This window comes from uncultured Cyclobacterium sp. (genome assembly GCF_963976465.1).
Taxonomy (GTDB): Bacteria; Bacteroidota; Bacteroidia; order Cytophagales; family Cyclobacteriaceae; genus Cyclobacterium.
In genome coordinates this window covers 1-5728 of sequence record NZ_CAXBOC010000386.1, presented here as the reverse complement: position 1 = coordinate 5728, position 5728 = coordinate 1, and the positions used below count along the sequence as shown (strand labels likewise).

The following is a 5728-nucleotide window of genomic DNA, read 5'->3' as shown; positions in this document are numbered from 1 at the left end:
ATGGCCAATTCTGCCTGACATTGTCTTGTAGGTCCAGATTTACTTCAGCCATTAAGATCTCTTCTTTATCATGGGAGGCCTGCGCCAATATTTCACCTTGTGGTCCTGCGATAAATGATGCTCCCCAGAATTCTATTCCCTGAGTATTTGGGAGGTATTTTTCTAAACCTATCCTATTGGCTGCAGCCACATAAATCCCATTTGCTACTGCATGACCTTTCATTACGTTCATCCAGGCACCATGTTGATTGGTTCCAAATTCTGCTTTTTCTCCGGGATGCCAACCTATTGCAGTAGGGTAGAACAATACCTCAGCACCCTGTAAAGCTGTCAGCCTAGCCGCTTCAGGATACCATTGGTCCCAGCAAATTAAAGTGCCAATTTTCCCTTTTTTCGTTGGGATAGTTTTAAAACCTAAATCTCCGGGGGTGAAATAAAACTTCTCATAAAAATGAGGGTCGTCAGGAATATGCATTTTTCTATAAAGCCCTGCTTCAGTTCCATCGGTATCGATGATGTAAGCACTATTATGGTAGATTCCTGCCATTCTTTTTTCAAAGAAAGGCACAATAATAACTACGCCTAATTTTTTCGCTAATTCACTAAAGGCCAAAAATGAAGTGCTGTATAAAGGTTCTGCTAGATCAAAATTATCCACATCCTCACTTTGACAAAAATAATGGCTACTGTACAATTCCGGTAGGCATATGACTTCAGCACCCTGGTTTGCTGCTTTTATAACCCAATCCTTACACTTTGCTAAGTTATTTGTCGGACTATCATTGAGGTTAAGTTGAACGACGGCTATAGAATATTTTCTTTTCATAAAATCAATTTTTGCAAAAATAATAGCTTTGCAATATACTCCTCATTTATTGGACCAAAAGTATCTTGTATCAAAGATAATTTTTTATTTATCCAAGACCTTTTCTAGCTTTTGTTTCTTGAACTCCGTTCTCTGCATTTGTCCTATTGATTTTTGGTGAGCAATAGCTTCAGATCTACATCTTTTTCTACAGCAAAGGCTTGAATTTTTCTCTTTTATTGGTATTTGTGTTCCTAATTTGACTAGGTTTAGCTGCCCTTTTTTCAAGGGTTATGGGCAAGAATTTAAATATAATTGTAACTCCTTTAATAACTTACACCTAAACTATTCAATTGACCGTCTACTACCTGCTGAAATTGATTTAAAACAGCAGCTTTAATGCAGTTTGGCGTTTGTAACACCTATTATTTCTTTTAAAGGACAATGATTGAAATAATATTTGTAGGATTTAGACCTTATTTTATTAAATTTATTTTTTAGTTTAACTTATAATTTTAGATAACTATGCGATCAAAAATTAAATTTTGTAAAACTTTCATAATTTTCGCTTTATTGGCATGTAAGGAAGAGGTACCTGAGCCGGTATTGGTTGAAGCAGCCTTCAGCCCAGAATTAAGTACAATCAAAGAAAATGGAGAAGTTTCCTTTACTGATGAGTCTACAAATAGCCCAACAACACGGGAATGGATTTTTGAAGGGGGAGATCCATCCAGTTCTACTGAAAAGTCTCCAATAGTCACCTATAATACTCCAGGGGAATACCAAGTGACCTTGACTGTAACTGGTGAGGATAATAGTGATAAAGCAACCGGGACAGTTACTGTTGAAGAACTGGTTCAGGTGATTCCGAATTTTGAATCAGATACTACGAAAGTAAATGTGGGGGAAAGTATTGAATTCGAGGATAAGTCGGAAGGCAACCCTAACTCTTGGGACTGGGTTTTTGAAGGAGGAGACCCGGCTACTTCCACTGAACAAAATCCTACAGTAACTTATGCAGAGGAAGGTTCTTATGAGGTAAGCCTAACTGTCTCCAATGGTGACACTGAAGCGACCGAAACGAAAGAAGGTTTTATTACTGTTAATGTTGAGATTACCTCTGGTTTTACAGATGACCCTGATGGATGGACCATTGTGGGAGATGCTGAAGGAGGGTCAAATGTAGAAGCTTCTTATTCACCGTTTGAAGGTCTAGATGATTCTGGCTATATCTATGCCGAAGATAAAGTAACCGGAGGTGTCTGGTATTTTAATGCCCCTTCTAAATACTTGGGAGATAGGACTGATTATTATGGAGGAGCACTCTCTTTTTGGCTCATCCAAGATAGCAGAATGAGGAATCAGTTTAATTCTAAAGATGTTATCATCAGGGGTAATGGGAATGAAATGGCCTATTATCACGAAGATTTTCCTGGTTTAGATTGGACTTCCTTTACAGTGCCAATTGAAGTAGCTGGTGGATGGGTCAATGCATCAGGAGTAGCGTTGACACAGGAGGAAATGGAAGCTATACTGTCAGACGTAACCTCAATTTGGGTAAGGGGAGAGTTTGAAACTGGGGCTGATACCGGTGGATTAGACCAATTTGAAATGATTAAGCCATAATTGTAATCGTAAATCTGATTTGAAAATGTCTTGAATACCCAAAATGCAGGACAATATTTAACTATTGTTTTTTCCTAAGGATTTATGACTTAAAATAAAATTCCCAACCAAATCAGTATGATTGAATACATCATTAATGCTGATTTGGTTGGGAATCCAATAGTAGATGAAAATTAGCCTAATAGAAAGGTGCTTTTATAAACCCAAAGCCGTAATGGCAGGGTCGTCATAGTAAAAAACATAGGTGCGCCAAATTGTGGAATAATTTGTTTTATAGAGCCACTCTATCTCACCTGCCTCTGTTACTTCCCATAAAGTGCCTTCCCTTCCTTCTGTGATAAGTGTATTTCCATTGTCCATCCTTACTGCACTCGAAATGCCTGATGAATAAAGGTCATTGTCTGTAAATGTCCAAACTACATCCGGTTCATTGTCTTGACCTGCTACCAGATTATAGGGAGGATTCAAGTTATACTCTACCACTTCAGACTGATTGCCATATACACTATTGGCATACACCAGCATATTGCCTGTTTCTAAAAGATTTGGATAGTGTACATTGCTTAAAGTAGCATCTCCTACATTATCATAAGTTTCAGGATTACCAAAACGATAGATAAGGTCGCCACCCAGTCCATAATTACCTCCGGAATTGGTTTTAGCTTCTGCTGTGCTGGTGCTATGGTCCAATACCCAAACTTCACTGTAATTGTTTACAGTTAAATAGAGTAAGTCATTTTCTTCATCTAAAGTTAGCCCATTGATGTGCATGATGTCTCCATTATCCCTAGTTCGGTAATTGTAATTTACATCAATTTTATTGGGATTATCAGCAACACTTCCATAATTAGCCTTGGAAGGATCTTCATCTTGGATGATATGATCCATAGCATGCCATTCCCAGACAATCTCCTGGGTAATGGGATTCATTTCAATAATTGTTTCCGGATTGAGTTTATAACTGCCTCCAAAACCTTCTGCTGTTGCTTCAACCTGGCTTAATTCTTCCCAAGCAGGAAAGATAATATTCCCATTTGAAAGGTATTCCACATCATGGTGAGCTGTATAATCTTCAGTTGAATAGGAAGTTTCCCAAGCCACCGATTGGTCGGCGTTGATTTTTCGAAATACCCCTCCATATCCACCGTAGGTAATGGCAGCATCAGTTGCTTTAAGACAAACCAGTAAACTTCCATCAGAAAGGAGGTTGATGTCATTGCCCAAGGCGCTATTGAAATTCCAATTAAAAAGCTCTTCTCCATCATAATTAATTATATGGGCAGCATTGTTTTGTTGATCTGCAACAAGAAATAGTGTTTCTGTATCTGTATTATCCTCTTGTTTCTCGTTCATTACCTCCTCAACTTCCTCATTGCAAGCACTAAAAATTAACAATCCCAAAATTGCGGTGTACATCCATAAATTTTTCATAATTAATCCATTGGTTTAGATTTAACAATTAGCCTAACCTGAACAAAGGGTGACCATTTGGTATTGTAGACGTCGTTTAGATTCAAAACCCTTGGTAGAGAAGTTAATTAATTGTTAAGAAATGTTAAGGTTAAATTATTGATCTACAAAAACAGAATCTAGGGCAATTTTTGAGGATGAGGTATCTGCCAATTAAACTATGAAATGAACTTCAGATTATAAGTTTCTCCTTCAATTTTCCGAAGGAGCTAAGGGGCTTGCCTATTTGGGGAATATTAAACTTTACTCCCTTGTTACTAATAGATTATAAAAAACCGGTTTAAAGATTGTCTATTTGCTTTTATTTGAATTGTTAAAAAGGGTACACCTTCACCAGCTTAAAATAAAGTTAAGATTCTATAGCGATGAAAGTCAAATTAAGGCTTACTTTTGCCCCCGAGAATAAAAGAATCGGATGAAGCGCATAAATGAATACAAGAAACTCTTTGGAGTTGAGAAGGAAATCGAATTAGGTACTTTGAAAAAGAAATACCGTGAGTTGGTAAAGGAGTGGCACCCGGATAAATTTCAAAATGGGGACCCTTTACAGATAGAGGCTGAATTACAAAGCCGTAGAATTATTGATGGGTATCATTTTTTGGTGAGCATAGCACCGGAAACTATTGCTGCGAATTCTGAAGCGTATTCAGAAACCATCAATAAGGCTGGGATTGCTGATTATTGGCACAAGGGTATGTTGATGGAAATCACCTTTATGGATGGATCTACTTACGAGTACTTCGGTGTTACCAAACAGGTCTATCAAAAAATGATTAATAGTGATAAGGTAAATCGTTTTGCTAAACGAAATATTTATCCCAAATACATCTTCAGAAAAACCAAAAAAAGCTTGGAAACTGCATAAGGGCAAAATTATACCAGTTTATCATCAAAAAAGGAAGCTGAACACAATGGTTTAGCTTCCTTTTTTTAAATGGATTAAACATGAAAAAGGCTGATATTTTACTACAATTGAATGACCTTTCCTTCCTCTGCAGATTGGTAGGCCGCATAGATTACATTCACCACATCAACAGCCAAATCGATTCCTGAACGAGGTTCTCGGTTGTCATGTATGGAATGAATAAAATCCTCAATCTCCAGAGAAAAACCGCGAAACCAATCTTCATCACAACTAGGCCGATTCCATCCTGCTTTGGTCTCTAATTTTTCTGTGAAATTTTCGCTTTCAAATGTTCTAGGGTCTATAGCATAGGTTTCAATAACATCATTTGCTGTCATATTGGCTTTAATGACACCATCGGTCATATAGGCAGTTACCCTGGTATTTAGCCCACCTAGCCCAACATCACTTACAAGTACCGTTGCTCGTGATCCGTCATCAAAGCGGATTACTAAATTGGCCCAGTCTTCTACATCTACAGGGTCAGAACTAATCCACTGATGAGCATTGACTTTTTGTGCCCTTTCAGAGGCATCTGTATGGATGAGATCGGCTGTATCCGCCATAACAGAAACGGGTAATATGCTTTTTCCTCTTCTTTGTTGTCCTTCCCACTGTTTCAAGTATAGACAGGCACCTACAGCATGGGCACCCATTCTTAGCAAAGCGCCTCCTCCCATGTATTTCCATTCTTTGGAAAAAACCGAATTGGAACCGGAATGATTTTCTTCTGCTCTTAATTCCAATACGGATCCTTTAGCTGCGGCTATCAAATTACGCATTTTCATAATTGGTGGTGCATAAACCCAGTTTTCTGCATAACAAAAAAGCACTTTATTGGCTCGAACAGCCTCTCTTACTGCCTCTGCATTTTTGCTTGCTCCTGCTCTCATTTTTGACCGAGCTACATGCCGTCCGATAGG

Annotated in this window: 5 protein-coding genes; 2 read left to right on the top strand and 3 right to left on the bottom strand. The window is 38.1% G+C overall.

Annotation, left to right across the window (positions count from 1 at the left end):
• A partial coding sequence (locus AAC037_RS18510) for a carbon-nitrogen hydrolase (protein ID WP_339904668.1) occupies positions 1 to 826 on the bottom strand: 826 nt, incomplete at its 3' end.
• Between the two features lie 504 nt (positions 827 to 1330).
• Here AAC037_RS18510 and AAC037_RS18505 point away from each other — a divergent pair.
• Complete coding sequence (locus AAC037_RS18505) at positions 1331 to 2431, top strand: PKD domain-containing protein (RefSeq protein WP_339904667.1); 1101 nt, start codon at positions 1331 to 1333, stop codon at positions 2429 to 2431.
• A gap of 195 nt (positions 2432 to 2626) precedes the next feature.
• Here AAC037_RS18505 and AAC037_RS18500 read toward each other — a convergent pair whose 3' ends face one another.
• The gene (locus AAC037_RS18500; RefSeq protein ID WP_339904665.1) at positions 2627 to 3862 is read right to left on the bottom strand and encodes an aryl-sulfate sulfotransferase; all 1236 of its coding nucleotides are present in this window, start codon (positions 3860 to 3862) and stop codon (positions 2627 to 2629) included.
• A 454-nt stretch (positions 3863 to 4316) separates the two neighbouring features.
• On the opposite strand from AAC037_RS18500, the gene AAC037_RS18495 reads away from it, so the two are divergent.
• On the top strand, positions 4317 to 4766 hold the full coding sequence (locus AAC037_RS18495) for a KTSC domain-containing protein (protein WP_339904664.1): 450 nt from the start codon (positions 4317 to 4319) through the stop codon (positions 4764 to 4766).
• A gap of 101 nt (positions 4767 to 4867) precedes the next feature.
• Here AAC037_RS18495 and AAC037_RS18490 read toward each other — a convergent pair.
• Positions 4868 to 5728 (bottom strand): Gfo/Idh/MocA family oxidoreductase (locus tag AAC037_RS18490; protein WP_339904662.1); only part of this gene is annotated, 861 nt, incomplete at its 5' end.

What these genes read in the sequence shown, in the direction of transcription:
- AAC037_RS18505 (WP_339904667.1), top strand. Translation starts at nt 1,331, where the DNA reads ATGCGATCAAAAATTAAATTTTGTAAAACTTTCATAATTTTCGCTTTA.
- AAC037_RS18500 (WP_339904665.1), bottom strand. Translation starts at nt 3,862, where the DNA reads ATGAAAAATTTATGGATGTACACCGCAATTTTGGGATTGTTAATTTTT.
- AAC037_RS18495 (WP_339904664.1), top strand. Translation starts at nt 4,317, where the DNA reads ATGAAGCGCATAAATGAATACAAGAAACTCTTTGGAGTTGAGAAGGAA.